The sequence below is a fragment of the Verrucomicrobiota bacterium genome, assembly GCA_034440155.1.
Taxonomy (GTDB): domain Bacteria; phylum Verrucomicrobiota; class Verrucomicrobiia; order JAWXBN01; family JAWXBN01; genus JAWXBN01.
This window is the reverse complement of the sequence record JAWXBN010000034.1, coordinates 1-16,472: the sequence shown is the minus strand read 5'-3', so window position 1 is coordinate 16,472 and position 16,472 is coordinate 1. Positions and strand designations below refer to the sequence as shown.

The following is a 16,472-nucleotide window of genomic DNA, read 5'->3' as shown; positions in this document are numbered from 1 at the left end:
TTTTTTATGTTGCTCGGGCTGGTCTTGAGTGAATTTCGCCTGATGTCAGACGAAAAATGGGCTAGGAAGATTTATAAGATTATTTCGAGCATCTATTTTTTCCTCGTGATTTTCCTCATCGCGAGTCTAGTCATTTTTAAGGTGGACGGTTTTGCCCAAACATTCCTGCTGGTGATGGTTTACGGTGGGTGTGTCCTCGGGTGTTTGATCCTGTTGATGGACCAGACGCGTTCGAGTATGAAAATTTCCCAACTGGCCGTGACACTTTTTGCCTTTGCCGGAGCCCTCTTTATGTTGTCGGGGAGTTTACGTTCCCTCAGTCCCGCAATCCAGATGCAGGACCTTTTTGCCGATTCACGTAAAGTCCCGTCGATTGCTTATGAATTCCGTGAGCCCTCACTGGTTTTCTACGGGGACCGTATTTGGCAGATGACGACGGATATGGACGTGGTGAAGCAATTTGCCCTAGATAAACCCGAGGTATTCATTGTCGTCCAGACAGCCGAGATCAATGTCGGAAAATTCCTCAAGGAAGCCTTTTTTGCACGTGTAGCTGGGATGCCCGGGGCCGTTCCTTTTTATCCGACTGCGTATGAGCCCATCCCTGAGCTGGCGGGGCTTCCCGGCCTAAAATATGTGAAGACAGTGAGTGGGTTTAACTTCGCCAAGAGTAAGCTCGTGGTTATCCAGGTGTATCGTCGCCAGTAATGGGGGGCACCTGAGTCGCCCTGTGGTGTGTGATGTCGAGGTAGAGATTATAAGCGGCGATAAAGGTGGGGAAGAGGTTATTAATGATGCCGACCGAGTCATTTTTACCAAAGATAAAATAACTCAGACACAAAATACTCCCGCATAAGCTCATGACCCAGAAAAGTCTGGGGATCGTCGGTTTTTTGGCGTGATGAGACACCCATAACTGGACAAACCAGCGCCCAGCAAATACCAGAGCACCGCTCAACCCGATGACTTTCCATCCCGTGACGATAAAATCCTTATTAATGAAAGGGATGGTTACTTTAAGGATTTCGGAATTCAACATATCCATATTCAGCCTGATATTTAGTTTTTGATTTTATAGGGGCACAGACGACTATTGAGCCAGCGCACGCCGAACATGTCCATGGTGGCTTTCCATGCACGGCCTGCCACACTGTATTTGCTGACCCCGTGGATGCGGGGGCGGTGGTTGACCGCGACCTCGGTCACGGTGAATCCGGCCCCTTTGATCAAGGCCGGGATAAAACGGTGCATTCCTCGGAAAAGGGGGAGTGCGGTCACGACTTCTTTACGGTAAGCCTTTAGCGTGCATCCTGTGTCCCGGACCCCGTCGCCGACAAATCGGGAGCGGACAAAATTTGCGATCCTTGAGGCGATCCGTTTGGCCGTGGTGTCTTTGCGTTTTGCGCGGTAACCACAGACGAGATCAAAATCTTTTAATAATCCGACCAAACGCGGGATATCATCGGGATCATTTTGGAGGTCCCCATCCAGGGACACGAGCAAATTGCCACGGGCTTTATTTAACCCCGCATGGAGAGCGGCACTTTGTCCGGCATTCCGCGTAAATTGCAACACGCTCAGGGTGGGATATTGGCTTTTTAAGGTATCCAGAATGGCCAAGCTCCCGTCGGTGCTCCCGTCATCGACGAGTAAAATCTCATAGGATGTCTGGAGGGGTTCGATCCCCTTCACGATTTGCGCGGTGAGTTCAGGAAGGTTTTCCTCCTCATTAAAGATCGGAACAATAATTGAAATTTCAGGATGGTTTGATTCAGTCATTTGGCTTGCTTTTTGGAATCTGGATTGACGAGGCTGGGGATTTTTTGACGCCATTTATCCAGTAGGGGCAAACGGATATTCCGCCAGAGCCAATCGAGACCGAAAACGATGGCAGGCGTGTACAGAATCGCAAGCCCAAAGGAAACAGCACAATCACTAGCGTAATGGGAGCCGGTATAAATTCTTGACCACGCGATCAGAAAAGCCCACACCCAAGCCACCAAAGACAAACGCCTATAATAAATCGTGACCAGAATGGCTAGTGCGACATTATTGAGTACGTGGCCCGACGGCATGGAGCGGCCCCGCGGGTTATTGGTCACATGAGCCGGTTCGGTTTTGTAGTGGAGGGTGGTCGGGATCTTCAGTGGGCCGATCTGGAAAGGACGGCTCTCCAGATGGCGGGACTGCACCCACTCCACGGCTTCATGGGGTCTCGGACGGTTTGTATGGCGTTTGATGGCCCAACCAATGCCCGAATCCCCGATCACCAAACACATTAACATCATGAATAAAAAAATGCGGCCACGTACTTTTCCCCAGATAAAGACGGATAAAACCGCTAAAACTATCAGAAAATAAAAGACATCCAAATCCGAGATAGTCACAAAAAAATAGTCAAGGAGCGGGTGGGCTAATTTTACGTTAATATTATATAATAAATATTGATCCATTTCGAACTCGCTTTAATGATTAGGCTTGTTAAAGGTAAACGCCTGTTATGCGCAAACTCTCTTTTATAGCAATCTTTTTTATGTCGTCTGTGGCGGGTTTCACCCAGAATAAACAGGAGTCATTACCCTCCTTGGAATTTGTGATGGCACGGGTATGGAAGAATTTTTCCATGTCTAATGCGACCATGCAGGGGGTTCTCCGCACCCCCTCAAAGACTTACCCGATCGAGATGCAGACCAAAGACCGGGAAATCCTGCTTCTGGTCCCAGAAGCAAATCTTTCTGTGGAGATCATTTTTTCCAGTTCAAACACGTCAATAAAAAAAGGTGATGGCAAAGGCAAAAACCTGAAAGTGGTGAGTCCCAAGGATCAAAAACAGTCCATTCTGGATACAGACATTTCTTTTGAGGATTTAGCATTAAGTTTCCTTAACTGGCCTGACATCCGGGAAATCGGGACGGACAATGTCAAGACCTTGCCAGCTTATGTGTACGAAGTCGATGCCCCCGCGGGACAAAGCGGTTATGAGAAGGTACGGTTTTGGATATCTAGCCAGTATTTCGCCCTGATCAAAGTCGATGCGATGGACAAAAACGGCTTGCTCATCAAACGTGTCGAGGTTAATGGGGTTCAAAAAGTCGGTAATGCGTGGGTCATTAAAGAGATGCAGGTCTCGGCATTTTCGCCTGGGCGCTCGAGTTCAAAATCAAAAACTTACCTTGAAATCAAGGACGTGAAAGTCAAATGAAACTTAAATTTGACCTCCATTGTCATTCGCGCTTTTCAGCGGATGGTGTTGCTGAACCCGAAGATCTGATCAAAGTAGCCAAACAACGCGGCTTGAATGGTTTTGCGATCACGGATCATAATACCTGCGAATGTGTCGATTACTTTTTACAAAATGGCCTCATGCGTGCGGACGGATTACCGGTCGATGATTTCCTGATTATTCCGGGGCAAGAGGTCACCACTGCCGAGGGGCATTTACTGGCTTTGGGGATTACATTGCCGGATTTACGCATGTCTCCTGCCAAAGAGGTCGCCGAACTCATCCGCCGCAAAGGCGGGCTTGCCATTCCTCCCCATCCTTACGATCTTTTCCGCGCGGGTATCCGTGAGGAGGTCCTGGGGAAAATCAAATTTGACGCTCTTGAGGTTTTTAATGCGGCGACAACCATGAAAAGGTATAACCGAGCAGCATTTGACTACGCGAAGACTCATGGTTATCCTATGACATCCTCCAGTGATGCGCACCATGCCGAGGCGATCGGTACCGCCTATACGATTTTGGAGGTGGACGATTTTTCTTTAGCGGGTGTACTTAAAGCCATTAGAAATGGAGGGGAATTGCGACAGGAATACCTCACGCTCAAGGATAATTTCAAAAAAACTTTTAATAATCTCTTTCGCATGAAAAAGAAGAAAAAGAAAAAAGACTGATATCCTCATGATCCGACTGGATAATGTTACCAAAAAATTTGGCGATCTCGTGGCCGTCGATCAATTGTCCGTGGATATCCCCAAAGGGGAATTCTTTGTGGTCTTGGGCCCGAATGCCGCCGGGAAAACCACAACAATAAAAATGATGGTGGGACTCCTTAAACCCACCGATGGACAAGTCTTTTTGGGAGGAATGAATATCCAGGAAAAACCTGTGGAAGCCAAAAGAATCTTGAGCTACGTCCCGGATTTCCCCTTCCTCTATGAGAAACTCACGCCTCGTGAATTCTTTGATTTTGTCGGGGACCTTTTTGAAATGCCACGCTCCGAAGTCCAACAAGATACCACCCATTTGATCGATTATCTGAATCTGGGCGAGTACCGCGACTCATTAATCGAGCACCTTTCCCATGGGACCCGCCAGAGGGTGGCCATCGCCGCCGCCCTCCTTCACCGACCCGAGGTGTTTATTATTGATGAACCCATGGTCGGCCTCGATCCTAAGCATGCAAAGCTCGTTAAAGACATTCTTAAACAAAGGTCCCGTGAAGGGATGACCGTATTCCTCTCCTCCCACCAGCTCAATCTCGCTGAGGAACTTGCCGACCGAGTCGGCATTATTCACAAAGGGAAATTAATCGCCTGTGCCCATCCCACCGATATGCGTAACCCCGACGGTAGCCACCACCAACAGGCACTCGAAGAAATCTTTCTGAAACTCACCGAAGAAGAGCCTGAAGCAGATCCCGGTAAGAGTCCGGAATTCTAGATAAAGCAAGCTGTACTAAAATCACAGACTCCACTGGGGGGCTGTACTCACACCCTATTTTTGTATTCCTTCGGGGTAATACCCATTTTTTTTCGGAAAATGCGGGAGAAATAATTGCTATCAGAGAATCCATTATCCAAGGCTATCTGTGTGATCTTTTCACTGGAATGTCTGAGGGCTTCACAGGTTTTTGAAATCCTGAGGTCATTAAGATAATTCATCGGTGTCGTGTGATAAGTTTCTTGGAAGACACGGAGGAATTGGTTTTTTGAAAGGTGGGAGAGCCGGGCAAGTTGCTCCAGTGTGATTATTTCTGAATATTTATTCTCTATAGAAGCAACGGCGGAGGCTAACCTTTGAATGGAGTTTTTTAAGGGGAGGGGAGAGCTTTGGACGTATTTCCTGGAAAGGAAAGCCACCAATTGGAGGAAAGTCGATTGGATCATTGTTTGAAAACCGGGGAATCGTTCATGGTCTTCCTTAATGAGGCTGGTGGCTATCTCCCGAGTAAGAACGAGATCTTTGGCGGTTAATCGTAGGTGACTGCGGAAATTTTGTTTGGCCCTGTAGTGGGGTTCGATCAGGAAAAGAGCGTGGAATCCACTGAGCTTGCGGAGATCCGCCGTATGGCGCAGGTAAATGCGGGGGTCGTACGAGATATTGACCAAAGTAAGCTGGTGAGTATTTTCAAAACTGTGGTGATTATTCCCGTTAAAAACAAAGATATCCCCGGGCTGGATTACGGAACGGACGGAGTTAATCGTATGATCTCCGGTACCTGACAGGGTAATGACTAATTCTGAGTATTCATGTGTATGCGGCGCAAAATCCTCATTTTCCAGAGTCACCATGGACGCATGGAAACGGAGTTTAGGATCGACCCCGGCCTCGTTATAGGTGAATTTTTTAAGCTTCATGTGACGATGGTGATAAAGTGCTATAAGTTGGTGAGGATGTGAAGGAAATAATCTCCTGATTCAATTAAGACTGTTTCCATCCTAAAAACATTAACCCATTAAAAAGGATCCCTTATGTCAATCGTATCAGCCGAACAACTCCGCCAGTTCCACGAGGAAGGATATATGATCCTCGAAGCTGTCATGAGTAAAGAACAGTTAGAAGGATTACGCGATGAAACAGACCGTTATATTTCCCTGATTCATCAGGAAATGGATGAGAAAAAAACCGACACCATCGGACTTAACCACCGCAATAGCCGGTATTTTGTGTATAACCAACACAGGAAAAGCCAGATACTCACCGATTTCCTTTTTAGCGACCTGATGTATGACGTCAGCACATCGACACTGGGTGAAAACGTGTATCTTTTCCATGAACAATATGTCATTAAAGCCGCTGAAAAAGGTTCGAAATTTTCTTGGCATCAAGATTCGGGTTATCTCGGTCATGATCACAAGGATTATCTGACTTGCTGGTGTCCTTTGGATGATGTGAATGAAGAAAATGGAACCGTTTACGTCCTACCTTACAGCAGGGCCGGATCCAGAGATCTCGTTAAACACGTCCAAGAAGAAGGAAGCAATGACTTGGTAGGATATTTCGGTGATGACCCTGGAATCCCTGTGGTTTGTCCTGCCGGCAGTGTGGTCGCATTCTCCAGTAAGCTTTTCCATCGTAGTGGGTTTAACCGCACGAGCAAAATGCGTAGGGTTTATCTTCCCCAATATTCATCGGAGGTCATCATGAATGCCGAAGGAACAAAACCATGGGCTTTTGATATTCCTTTTGTGAAAGATGGCAACCGTGTGGCTTTCCCCGGTACATACAAGGCAGAAGAAACCCACACGCCCGTTTAAATCAAAACGATATCGCGTTTAACCAGCATGGGCAAATTGCCGGGATAGGGGGGGAGGCTGAAATATCCTCTCTATCCCGGGCTTATAAAAACCACCTGTATATCCCCTGAATGACTCCGGAGTTATACATCCCCTCCGATGATTTTCAGATGACTTATTGACTGGATTCATCCATGATCCACTCATGGCAAAAATTGAAAGCAAAAAAAATCCCTCAAAATCACCGGTACTCTCGCCTCCCATTGAGCAGGATTATTATATCTCCACAGTAGATCAAACCCAGAAAGTCTTTCGCCAACTTGCGGAGGAGCTCGAAATGCCTTTTATCTCCTACTGGACGAGTTCGGGGGGATCTATCTGCCATAATGATATTATTGTTTTTTCACATCTCTTGGAAGACATGCCCCGGGGTAAGACCCTCGCCCTTTTCTTGAAGTCAAATGGGGGGAATCCCGAGGCAGCCCTGCGACTGGTCCATCTTTTACGGACACACTACGAGAAAATCATTCTCTTGGCCCCGTTTGAATGTGCATCGGCGGCTACCATGGTCGCGCTTGGTTCAAATGAAATCCAAATGGGTCCGACATCATATCTGACGGCAGTGGACAGTTCCCTCAAGCACGACCTTTCACCGGTTGACCATAATAATTATCTTGTTTCTGTGAGTCAGGATGAGGTCTCCCGCATTTTGCGCTTGTGGAAACAGCAGTCCACCAAGGAAAACCCTTTCCCCGAGGTTTACAAATATCTCCACCCCCTTGTCATCGGGGCACTGGACCGTTCAAGCTCATTGTCGATCCGTGTGTGTAAGGAGCTCCTGAGTTACCATCTGCGTGACTCCAAGCGGATTAACCATATTAGCAAGGAACTCAACGAAGGTTATCCTTCCCACTCCTATCCCATCACAGCACGCGAAGCCATCAGGATCGGCCTCCATGTAAAACCCCTGAATCAAAAGGTGGAATCTGGACTGAGGCTTTTGAATGCCATCTACTCGGAAATGGCCAAGGAAAAACGTAACGATACGGACATCCAAAATCATCACGTCTCCGAGATATGTAATATTGTGGAATGCCCCGGGCGTCAGATCCATTATCTCGTCGACAAGGACTGGCACTATCGCACGGAAGAACGCCGATGGGTCTCGATGAATGACCGTTCAAGCTGGCAGAGTATCCGGAGTAATGGCAAAACGTGGGAGCGCAAACCACTGGCGATTTGTTAGGCGGTTACTTCAAGAGATCGAGTTTCTTCTTGAGGCGCGTGATGTGGTAATGGGGATTTGTGGCTTCACCCGTGGCAGATTTCATGAGCTCCTGTGGGCTGAACCTTTTTCCCTTGGAATGAATATGTGTACGTAACCAGTCAAGAAGAGGGGTATATCTTCCACGGGCGAGTTCTTCATTCAGATGGGGATGATCGAGGTGGGCTTTACGCATGAGCTGGGCGGCATTCATATTCCCGAGGGTATATGTCGGAAAATAACCGAATCCTCCCATGCTCCAATGGATATCTTGCAGGCAGCCCTGCGAATCATCCGGCACTTTTAGCCCGAAACTCTTTTCAAATTCGTTATTCCAGAATGCCGGTAAATCCTGAGCTTTTAAGTCACCTTCGATCAAACGGTATTCAATTTCGAATCTTAAAATAATATGGAGGTCATAGGTCAGCTCATCCGCTTCCACCCGGATAAAGCTCGGCTCTGAACGGTTTACAAACCGCGCAATTTGATCGGGTGAATGCCTTTTTAATTCCGGAAAATAATGAACGGCCTTTTCATGCCACAGTGACCAGAATTCCCGTGTGCGCCCGATGTGGTTCTCCCAGAGGCGTGACTGGGACTCGTGGATACCGAGTGAGGAATAAGTGCCGGCGGGCAGTCCGTATTGTTCCTCGGGTAACCCGAGGTTATAGAGGCCGTGCCCAGCCTCGTGGAGAACCCCGTACAAGGACGATAAGAAATTCCTCTCATCATAACGTGTGGTCAGGCGACAGTCGCGGGGCCCGAGCTCCGTACAAAACGGGTGGGCCGTGGTATCGATCCGTCCAGCTTCAAAATCAAAGCCGATGGCTGCGGCGACATCACGGTTAAATTTCTGTTGCGCCTCGATCGGGTAATAGCCCTCGAGCAAATTGCCCGGGATGGACTTCGACAATTCAAAGGCTTCCGGTAAAAAAGCACTCACTTCTTTCCTGAACTCTGCAAAAACACTCCGCAGGCGGGCGGCGGATTCACCCTCCTCATATTCATCCATGAGCGTGTCATAACGGCAGGAGCCTGTCCCTAGGTAATCGGCCATCTTTTGGCTCAAGGTAATGAGTTTTCCCAGATGGGGCAGGAATAGAGCAAAGTCCCGCTTAGCCCGGGCATCCACCCAAGCTGAGCGGGCCAGAGTACTGGCTTGTGACATTTCTTCGACAAGGGAGGAGGGGATTTTCGTCTGTTTATTGTATGAATGTCGTAATTGACGGGTATTCACCCCTTCCACAGAGTCCGGGGAAAAACCGGCTTGTTCACATTCAGAAATGAGATTTCCGGTTGTGACGGAGGTAAACTCTTTATGAGCCCAACCACTCAAAAATGCCAATTGGCGGGAACGGTAATCAAGGGCCTTCGGGGGCATGTAGGTTTCCTGATCCCAGTGCAGGGCGCTGTTTGCCGAGTGGATAAAAGTCAATTCATTGCATTTTTGCACCAAGGTCGTATAGGCAAGGGAGGGGGATTGGCTCATATAAGAAGAGAATTTGACAAACCCCGGGCAAAAGGAGAAGAAAAAAGCCAAAGCCCAAAATTCCCAACCTTTTTCATATGATTACTTATATTATACTTGACAAAATAGTAATACTGGAAAATGTTGTATGTTAACTATATGAGCAAAGCACACCTCGAGAAAATTTTTTATTCAATGGCTGAATCATCCGACCTTGCTGTCGTCGTCGCAGACGCGGGATGTAAGGTCAAATGGATAAATCCTGCTTTTACTAAAATGTGTGGTTACTCGCTCGATGAAATCAAAAATACAAAACCCGGCAAATTGCTTCAGGGGGAAGATACGAATCCGGAAACGATTAAATCCCTTCATCACGCAATGGAAAAGAAAAAAGAATGTTGTGTTGATATTCTGAATTACCACAAGAATGGTGAAAAGTACTGGGCACACATCAGGATCTCACCTGTCTGTGATAAAAAAGGGAAACTGATTAACTTTGTCGCTATCGAAAAGAAAATATCAGCGCACGCCGTTCGTCATGGTACCAAGTGTAACCGCATGGCATCATCTCTTTGTTCTGTCCTTTTAAAGACCCTGCACGTTTGTAATGGAAAGAAAGCCCGAGTCCATGTCCAGCCGGAATAACTCGCGTCCTATCTTAGAATTAATCAACCTTTGCATTTGCCGTGGGGATATCACGATTCTGGATTCCCTCAATCTTAAAATCAAACCGGGTGAGCAGTGGGTCATCTTTGGGCCAAATGGCTCAGGAAAAACCTCCCTCTTGAGTTCCCTTGCCGGTTACATGCCTCCGACAGATGGTGAAATATCCGTCTTTAATAATCAATACGGACAAACGGATTGGCGCGAATTACGCAAGAAAATCGGAATAGTCAGCTCTTCAATACGTCAACTCATGGAGAATTCCGAACCCGCCATCGATTCCGTGGTGAGCGGAAAATACGCCATGATTGATTATTGGGGTACCCCGAGCCGGGCGGATAAGGCAAGAGCCCGTAAAATACTCGCCCAAGTGGAATGCACTTATCTGGAAAACCGCCCTTGGCTGTATTTGTCACAAGGTGAAAGACAAAGGGTTTTGATCGCCCGTGCGCTCATGGCCGAGCCAGCCCTCCTGATTTTGGATGAACCCTGTGCGGGTCTTGATCCTTTAGCACGCCAGAATTTTCTGGATTTTATCAGGCGATTGATCAAAACCCCAAAGGGCCCGGCCCTGCTTTTTGTCACACACCATGTCGAGGAGATTATCCCCGAGATCACTCATTGCCTCCTGCTCAAAAACGGACGCAATTTGTCCAGTGGTCCTATCCGTACTGTTCTGAACTCCACCCATCTTACGGATCTTTTTGATTGTCCTGCTCGGCTTACCTGTAGGAAGGGAGTCTTTTCATTAAAGATCGATCCTAAAAAATGATCCGACCGATAGATCCTTGAAGGCCAAGAGAGAGACTTTATTCCTTGGATTTTTTCCAGAATTCACCCTGCCAATTTTCAGGGGGTGGGGTTTCCTGATAAAGCAAAGCCCGTCTGGTCAGATAAATGGAAGCTTCGTCTTCATTTCGTCGGCATTTGCTCACATCGGCCCAAAGTGTAATGGCCTGATCCCAGTCGCGCCGCCAGAAAGCTTGCATGGCCGATTCATAGACTCCGAGCCATTCCGGTGCTGACCCGGTAGTATTCTCTGCGACGAGTTCATGAATCGTAACGGCAGTGGTTTTTCCTTTAACCACTATTTTATCGAGACAACGGGTGAAAAAGTGGTCTTTCACGAGGTTATAAGTGTTTTCACCGATCACTATCCAGGTTCCATAATCCTTATTGATCGGCTCTAACCGGGCGGCTTGGTTGACGCAATCACCCATGACAGTATATTGCTGGCGTTGGTGTGAACCCATATTCCCGGCGGAGACTGTTCCGGAATTTATCCCCATGCGCACTTCGATTTCGACCCCGTAATCCCGCGCAATTTGCTCCCTGAGCGCGGCAATTTGCTTTTGTTGTGCAAGTGCGCCACGGCAAGCAGCCACGGCATGGTTATCCAAGTGGAGAGGAACTCCCCAGACAGCCATAATGGCGTCACCAATGTATTTATCGACCATGCCACCGCTGGCGAGGATCGTCCCAGTCATGGGTGAAAGGTAATCAAGGAAAAGACCACGGAGCTGGTCCACATTGAGTTTTTCGGAAATGGTGGTGAATCCGGCCACATCAGAGAACATAACTGTCACCTCACATTGTTTGCCTGCAAGTGCCTCGGCATGGTGTTCTTCCAAATATTCGAGCAGGGAAGGGGACACCATTGTGGAGAAAAGGGAACGTACACGGCGGCGTTCCCTCGACTCGGTGAAATAATTTATGGCGGCGGCGGAAGCAATTTGCACGCCCATCATCAGACAGGGGATAAAGATGGGAAGGATAGCTGATTGAGTTAATTGGGCGAGGAAACTCAAAAATACGTATCCAAAAAAGACAACGACCGACCCGGCCAACCATACCGTTTGTCTCAGGAAAAATGTCATCGTGCAAAAGAGGACAGTAATGATAGCCAAGAGTATCGCTGTTTGTCCCGGAGTCATCGGGGGAGGCAGGCATTCTTTATCCAAGATATTCGCAAAGGCGAGCATGTGAATGTAGGCACCGGGGGTATTCTTGTCCAGGGAAGTGGAAACCACATCACCAGCCCCGGTAAATGAGGTGCCGATAATGAGAGCTTTATCTTGAAGGCGGGATTTAAGTCCTGCGGCAATTTGCTTTTGTGTTTCCCAAGCTCGGGGAGAAAGCCCAGCGGGTGCGGAGCCGGATGTCTCTACCGGACCAAAGCGGATGGTGTCAAAATAAGAAACAATATTAAAATCGCGGAGTTTACGCGTGGGGTTAAGCTGGAGGCACCCTTTTTCATCGATAGGAATCTGGTAACGCCGCCCGTCTTTGACATGAATCAGGATTTGGTGATTCCAGTCGATATCCATTCTCTCGATTTTCTCCGCCCCCCCGAGAAAATCCAATAGGAGCTGCATGGATAGACTCGGACAATACCGGATATTACCATTGTCCTCATAGGGAATAAACAGCGGCACCCGACGGATGACTCCATCGACATCTGGAAAAACATTAATCGGCGCAAGATGGACAGGTGCTGTGCTCAGCGAGGATGGGGGGAGGTTGACTCCGTCAGGGATCAACGCTCTGGCGGGTAACTTAAACCCGGGGGGTGCTTTAAGTGAGTGTTCATTTAAAAGATTCAAATGGGAGGAGATACTGTTTTTCGCCGGTTCTTTGTGATCATCCAAACGGAGGTTTTTTCCGCCAGAGAACTTTTTGTAGTCAAAATTAAATGCCCAGATTATTTTCATACCGGGAGACGAATCGGTCACGTCCCAGAGGAGATTGGCAAACTTGTTCAGCCCTTCCACTTCGACAGTCCGGATCAGCGGATCAATCGGGAATCCCGGCGTAGCAAGTAGAGCGGCAAAGGATTCAGGTTTGTTTGCCGGGGGGGAATAGGTCTTTTCAAAATATTGCCCGAGCAATTTGCTTTCGTCGGAGGAACGGTAATTTTGAAAAATAATATCGTAACCGATGACCTTTGGGTGCCACGCAAGTGCAAATTGTTTTAGGGCCTCGCCATAATAACGCCGGGTGAGCCATCCACCGGCATTCCATCGATCCGTGTCAGGATTCTGTGATGGATCGACCGAGTATTGGTCGATGGCGACAAAAGTGATAGGGGGCGGGGAAGACGGATGAATGATCTGTTCGATGCGATAGAGGGCATGAGATTTCAGGTCAAATAACCTTAATTCCATTGATTGAAAAAGGTTTTTGAGTATTCCCGTAAAAAAAAGTAAAAAAAGGATCAGGAAACAAATCAATTGATAGAGCTGATACGATTTGATTTTTGACTTCATGGATTTTGAGAACCTGAATACACATTTTTTAAGGGTCAGACAATCTTTTGTATTGAATCCTTTCAAAAATGCGGCATTATATTTGCTCCATCAACCCAAAAGGAGATATACAGTAATGATAAATAAAATTTCGTTTACACTATTTTGTATGGCTTTCATCGGGAGCCTTCAGCTCCAAGCTTACCAGTCCAACTCCTCTTCATCCTCCTCTTCATCCTCCTCTTCATCCTCCTCTTCATCCTCCTCTTCATCCTCATCATCGGTTTCAGAGGCGAATAAAACAGCCAGTGCTCAATCAGCAACAGATTCGGCTAATCCAAACTATGGTCCTGTCAATAATGCGAAATCTGCTAATAGCCGTGCTGAGTTCAGTGCCAGTTCTGCCAAACAATCCAAAGCATTGGGAATCAAGGATCCTGTTATTTTTGCACAGACCGGATATCGTTACTCCTCGGACAGCAGTGCTTTCGGTTATGATAATAATGAGAATATCACTGATATCGGCGTCGATATGGACATCATGGACGGATGGATCGTGGGTTTGATGTATACGTTCAATTACCGAGGGGGCACAAGTCTCCTGCCTTCTCCTGCACTCGCTCCTAATGTCAACCAGAAAGCTGAAGACGATTATTATGCAAATTCCATCTCGCTCTATTCCTCTAAAAAATTTGGTGATTGGTTCCTGGCTGGCACATCCTTGACGTACATGTGGATTGATCAGACATTAACATTCAGCAGTGCCCTGTCCGGATTACCTCCGGTGACATCGACGACTTCATTGGATCGCACGGCCTTCGGGGTGAGCCCCTTTGTCGGGGTTTCCCACGGTTGGGGAAATTGGAATTTTGCTGCGACAGTGGCTTATAACTATTCGATGGAATATTACGAGTCCATGCCTATCACTCCTTCCTTTAACCTTCATAATCAAAATATTATGTCTACTATCCGGGCTTCGTACACAGTCGATGAAAGGTGGACATTAGGAGGCAAGGTGAGTAATACATGGCTCGTGCAGGATGACCAATTACCTAATTCTGTTTTCACTCCAGCCCCTGGAGCTGTACCGACTACTAACCTAAATAACAATTATACGACTGTGGGTGTCCAGGTGAATTTCCGCCCCTATGAAAGATGGGATACATATTTAGGTCTCGATAGTGATTTGGGCATTGCAAATTATTGGGATGTATATGCGAAAATCGGTGCGACGTATTCCTTCTAGTCGTTTTTAATCGTTAACACATGACTAAAATTCGTTCTCCTTTCTCAAAGGCCTCCTGTACGGGAGGCCTATTTATTCTGAGCATGCTCTTTGTCATTTCGTCGGGGAGCCTCTCCTATGGCCAGGACTTTCAGGACTTTAGTGTCTTGGAGTTCAAATCAGGGGCAATGATCAAAATGGCCGGTAAAGGGGAGTGGAGCTCACCCGACTTGTCAAAACCTTATCCCACGGGGAGCTCGGCCAAAACATCCAGTGCCGGACCGATGAAGCTGCAATTTGATCCACAAAATATTTTTCGTCTCCTGCCAGGGGCCGAGGTCATCGTCAAGTCTCCCCGAGATGAAGGCCGTTTCCGCCGGGTGACCATCGACTTGAAATCCGGTCAAGTGAATCTTACGCTCGACAACGTTCCTAAAAACCACGTGATAGAGGTCCAGACACCCACTGCAGTTTGTGGAGCCGTAGGCACGACCTTTTCGGTGAATTATTCCTCGAAGGGTAGCGGTTTAAATCAGAAATTCTCTTGTTCCCGAGGGCAAATCTTCGCTAAGTCATCAAGAGATCAATCCTTTCAGGTCAATGGTATCACAGCCGGAAAATCGGTCTCTGCCCAAGTCCTGCCCGGTAAACAAAACTCTGCCAACCGCCTCCAGCTCCCATCCGGGGTGAATGTGAATCTCGCAAATCAATCAAACTCATCCTACGCATTTTCCTCCTCGGGAGCCACCGTCGATGTCGCCAAGGATATTAATAGCACTAGCCAAGCCCTCGTAGTAGTTCGTTCCGGAAAAGTCGGGGATATGGGAACTGGTTCTTATCTGCTCAATGGAGGTAATACCTCTCCGGTTCCTGCGGCAAAAGCCTCAACGGCTTCTGAATATTGGAATCTAGCCTCTCAAGAAGGCCAACTCAAAGCCCGGATCGATTCTGGTGAAAAAGGATTAGAAGCCCAACTCGGTAAAATCGCCTCCGCGGCCAGTAAAAAACGCCAAGAACTCTTCGATCGCGCGCTGATCAGGGATACCGTCCGTGATTCTCTTCCTGGTGGACGTCGTTAAGTCTGGGATATGAATAAATGTCGAAAATATTCCTCATACTGCTCCTCTTTATTTCATTTATCAGGGCAGGAGATGTGCAGCTCGTCACTTATCTTAATACTCATTATCCCACCCAATCCCCGCTAAAAGCATGGGAAGTAACGGCTGAGCTCATGACATTGGACTATATCAAGGATACGGGAGAGCACCCTCTGAGTGCTCATGATCTTACCCGTGTGCAATTTTCCCAGTGGATGAAGAAACAATTTGCGTCGATTCCCCCAGGGCAGCCTCTCCTGCTGTATTTAAGCTCTCATCAGGATAAAACCGGAGATTGGAGGTTCAAAGACGGCATCATGAACCTCGATCAGATTGCGCAAATCCTCAAAGACTCTATCGGCAAACACCCCTGCCTAATCATCAATGACTCTTGCCACGCAGCTTCATGGGGGAAAATTCCATGGCCGAGAAATTTTCAGTTTATCTTTGTTTCTAGTGCAGGGGAGCTCAACCGCGAAATCAACCTATGGAATGATTCCCCCGCATTGGCCAGGACTTACTCGAAACAAATCGAAGAACTCCAGAACCGCGGACAGGGGACTGAAATGTCCTATTTCGGGGTTTTATGGTTAGCCATACCTCAACCACAAATTGCTTTTAACTCGAGGGAATGGTCTGTTTTTTTTAATGAACTTAAATCCCAAGATTCCCTCCTCCGGAAAAGAGTCTCCCGTATCAATTTCCCTGTACTGCTTATCAGGTAGTGTGATGAACATGATGATGTTCTTTTTGCGGACGATAGACTTTTATCCGGATGCTCCTTAACTGCTGGGAAGATTCAACCGAAAAAGCTCAACTGCTTCAGCTGTTATTTTCCACGAACTGATCATAAGGCAGTGGGGAAAGGGTGAGCAACTCTTATCTGAAGGGGGTGCGGGAAGACGATGGCAATCAGAGAAAAAATGGGCAGCTCCGCTGTCTAAACTTTCTCCCTTTCTCATCGTATCCCCCAACATCATTACGACCACAATTCTGAAATCTCATATGATCAGAAAGAAAGTTTTAACAGCCAAAGCCAAACAAATTGCAC

17 protein-coding genes are annotated in these 16,472 nt (G+C 47.5%); 11 read left to right on the top strand and 6 right to left on the bottom strand.

What is annotated here, in order from left to right:
* Nucleotides 1–708, top strand: a 708-nt coding sequence (locus SGI98_03665) for a hypothetical protein (protein ID MDZ4742500.1), incomplete at its 5' end; no start/stop codon positions are given.
* On the opposite strand, the gene SGI98_03660 is transcribed toward SGI98_03665, so the two are convergent.
* The 3 genes from SGI98_03660 to SGI98_03650 are packed head-to-tail and all read right to left on the bottom strand — an operon-like array spanning nucleotide 683 to nucleotide 2,453.
* The gene (locus SGI98_03660) at nucleotides 683–1,039 is read right to left on the bottom strand and encodes a lipid-A-disaccharide synthase N-terminal domain-containing protein (protein MDZ4742499.1); all 357 of its coding nucleotides are present in this window, start codon (nucleotides 1,037–1,039) and stop codon (nucleotides 683–685) included. The two genes, SGI98_03665 and SGI98_03660, sit on opposite strands and share 26 nt — an antisense overlap.
* 20 nt (nucleotides 1,040–1,059) lie before the next feature.
* A complete protein-coding gene (locus tag SGI98_03655; protein MDZ4742498.1) occupies nucleotides 1,060–1,779 on the bottom strand; it encodes a glycosyltransferase family 2 protein in 720 nt (239 codons plus the stop codon).
* Nucleotides 1,776–2,453 carry a phosphatase PAP2 family protein gene (locus SGI98_03650; GenBank protein MDZ4742497.1) on the bottom strand — a complete coding sequence of 226 codons (678 nt, stop codon included), beginning with the start codon at nucleotides 2,451–2,453 and terminating at the stop codon, nucleotides 1,776–1,778. The genes SGI98_03655 and SGI98_03650 overlap by 4 nt, the downstream gene beginning before the upstream one ends.
* Before the next feature lie 80 nt (nucleotides 2,454–2,533).
* Between SGI98_03650 and SGI98_03645 the strand changes: the two genes are divergently transcribed.
* From SGI98_03645 to SGI98_03635, 3 genes are read left to right on the top strand one after another with little or no spacing between them, the layout of a single operon-like run.
* Nucleotides 2,534–3,202, top strand: coding sequence for an outer membrane lipoprotein-sorting protein (locus SGI98_03645; protein ID MDZ4742496.1), 669 nt, complete (start codon nucleotides 2,534–2,536; stop codon nucleotides 3,200–3,202).
* Nucleotides 3,199–3,894: a PHP domain-containing protein gene (locus tag SGI98_03640; protein ID MDZ4742495.1), complete on the top strand. Its 696-nt coding sequence runs from the start codon at nucleotides 3,199–3,201 to the stop codon at nucleotides 3,892–3,894. Before SGI98_03645 ends, SGI98_03640 begins: the two co-directional genes overlap by 4 nt.
* A gap of 7 nt (nucleotides 3,895–3,901) precedes the next feature.
* Nucleotides 3,902–4,663 (top strand): ABC transporter ATP-binding protein, encoded by a 762-nt coding sequence (locus SGI98_03635; GenBank protein ID MDZ4742494.1) that lies wholly within the window; start codon nucleotides 3,902–3,904, stop codon nucleotides 4,661–4,663.
* Between the two features lie 47 nt (nucleotides 4,664–4,710).
* Here SGI98_03635 and SGI98_03630 read toward each other — a convergent pair whose 3' ends face one another.
* Entirely contained in the window at nucleotides 4,711–5,580 is an 870-nt protein-coding gene (locus tag SGI98_03630; GenBank protein MDZ4742493.1) for a helix-turn-helix domain-containing protein, read from the bottom strand.
* Nucleotides 5,581–5,694: 114 nt separating this feature from the next.
* Between SGI98_03630 and SGI98_03625 the strand changes: the two genes are divergently transcribed.
* Complete coding sequence (locus SGI98_03625; GenBank protein MDZ4742492.1) at nucleotides 5,695–6,480, top strand: phytanoyl-CoA dioxygenase family protein; 786 nt, start codon at nucleotides 5,695–5,697, stop codon at nucleotides 6,478–6,480.
* Between the two features lie 184 nt (nucleotides 6,481–6,664).
* Nucleotides 6,665–7,705, top strand: coding sequence for a hypothetical protein (locus tag SGI98_03620; protein ID MDZ4742491.1), 1,041 nt, complete (start codon nucleotides 6,665–6,667; stop codon nucleotides 7,703–7,705).
* 4 nt (nucleotides 7,706–7,709) lie between these two features.
* On the opposite strand, the gene SGI98_03615 is transcribed toward SGI98_03620, so the two are convergent.
* The gene (locus SGI98_03615; GenBank protein ID MDZ4742490.1) at nucleotides 7,710–9,212 is read right to left on the bottom strand and encodes a carboxypeptidase M32; all 1,503 of its coding nucleotides are present in this window, start codon (nucleotides 9,210–9,212) and stop codon (nucleotides 7,710–7,712) included.
* A 138-nt stretch (nucleotides 9,213–9,350) separates the two neighbouring features.
* Between SGI98_03615 and SGI98_03610 the strand changes: the two genes are divergently transcribed.
* Together SGI98_03610 and SGI98_03605 are read left to right on the top strand one after the other, a co-directional pair.
* Nucleotides 9,351–9,836, top strand: coding sequence for a PAS domain-containing protein (locus SGI98_03610; protein MDZ4742489.1), 486 nt, complete (start codon nucleotides 9,351–9,353; stop codon nucleotides 9,834–9,836).
* Nucleotides 9,799–10,626, top strand: a complete 828-nt coding sequence (locus tag SGI98_03605) for an ABC transporter ATP-binding protein (protein ID MDZ4742488.1) — start codon at nucleotides 9,799–9,801, stop codon at nucleotides 10,624–10,626. The genes SGI98_03610 and SGI98_03605 overlap by 38 nt, the downstream gene beginning before the upstream one ends.
* A 37-nt stretch (nucleotides 10,627–10,663) precedes the next feature.
* Here the strand turns inward: SGI98_03605 and SGI98_03600 are convergent, their stop codons facing one another.
* Nucleotides 10,664–13,120 carry an adenylate/guanylate cyclase domain-containing protein gene (locus SGI98_03600; protein ID MDZ4742487.1) on the bottom strand — a complete coding sequence of 819 codons (2,457 nt, stop codon included), beginning with the start codon at nucleotides 13,118–13,120 and terminating at the stop codon, nucleotides 10,664–10,666.
* A 115-nt stretch (nucleotides 13,121–13,235) separates the two neighbouring features.
* Here SGI98_03600 and SGI98_03595 point away from each other — a divergent pair, with 115 nt between their 5' ends.
* The 3 genes from SGI98_03595 to SGI98_03585 are packed head-to-tail and all read left to right on the top strand — an operon-like array spanning nucleotide 13,236 to nucleotide 16,146.
* Nucleotides 13,236–14,345, top strand: coding sequence for a hypothetical protein (locus tag SGI98_03595; GenBank protein ID MDZ4742486.1), 1,110 nt, complete (start codon nucleotides 13,236–13,238; stop codon nucleotides 14,343–14,345).
* Between the two features lie 20 nt (nucleotides 14,346–14,365).
* Nucleotides 14,366–15,403, top strand: a complete 1,038-nt coding sequence (locus SGI98_03590) for a FecR domain-containing protein (GenBank protein MDZ4742485.1) — start codon at nucleotides 14,366–14,368, stop codon at nucleotides 15,401–15,403.
* A gap of 17 nt (nucleotides 15,404–15,420) precedes the next feature.
* Nucleotides 15,421–16,146, top strand: coding sequence for a hypothetical protein (locus tag SGI98_03585; protein MDZ4742484.1), 726 nt, complete (start codon nucleotides 15,421–15,423; stop codon nucleotides 16,144–16,146).
* The last annotated feature ends 326 nt before the right edge of the window (nucleotides 16,147–16,472 follow it).